The organism is Photobacterium andalusiense (assembly GCF_900185625.1).
Classification (GTDB): domain Bacteria; phylum Pseudomonadota; class Gammaproteobacteria; order Enterobacterales; family Vibrionaceae; genus Photobacterium; species Photobacterium aquimaris.
Genome location: NZ_FYAJ01000045.1, coordinates 1 through 862, shown reverse-complemented (window position 1 = coordinate 862; position 862 = coordinate 1). Strand labels below are relative to the sequence as shown.

Below are 862 nucleotides of genomic sequence, written 5' to 3'. Positions count from 1 at the left end.
CAAACCGTTAAACCACACCGACAGTGGTGTCGATGGTTTAGTTGATAGTGTTAACGATAAAATCACCATTGATGTGCCGATTCAGGCGCAAGACACCGATGGTGATTGGCTACAAAAGCCTGCCAATATTGATATCACCATTGTTGATGGTGCCAACCCAGAGTTTGGTACTGATAAAGGTACCACCATTGTTGAAACCGAAACAGGGGTAACAGCCAGCGGTAAGATCCCATTAGATGTGGGCTCTGATGACATTGCGCATATTGATTTTGCTCAGTCTCAGCCATCACTTGATGGCATTGTCTCAAATAATCAAGCGACCCGTTATAGCGTTGATGGTAATGAGATTAAGGTCGTGATTGACGGTGGCACAAATGATGGTGAAGCGGTTCTAACGATCACAATTGGTAATGATGGCAGTTATATTGTTGAACAACATCAACCGATTGAACAAGATAATGCAGCAGGTGATAGCGTTAATATTGAGCTTGGTGTGGTGGCCACGGATGATGATGGTGATAGCAGTAATACGGGTCAATTAGAGATCCATATTAAAGATGGTTTAAATCCTACAGGTGAAGGCGTTCAAGCCAATATTACCATTACTGAAGGTGATTTAATCCCTCAAGCAGGTGAGCAAGGCTACCCTGTTGTTGGTACAGGACACTTTACCGTTGATGCAACAGATGATGCGTTAGTCGCAACGTCATTAACGATCACTGACAGCGTTAAAACGGCATTATTGACCGAATTAAATGGTCTTACTTCTGGCGGAGACGCATTAACCTTTAGCATTAATATTGATGCTCATGGTGTTATCACGATCACCGGTATCACAGCCAGCGGGGCGGATGAAGCCGTT

1 protein-coding gene is annotated in these 862 nt (G+C 44.0%); it reads left to right on the top strand.

The genetic code is table 11. From position 1 onward, the window contains the following. Positions 1-862: hypothetical protein (locus PAND9192_RS20350; RefSeq protein ID WP_234999235.1), on the top strand; the 862-nt coding region annotated here is incomplete at both ends.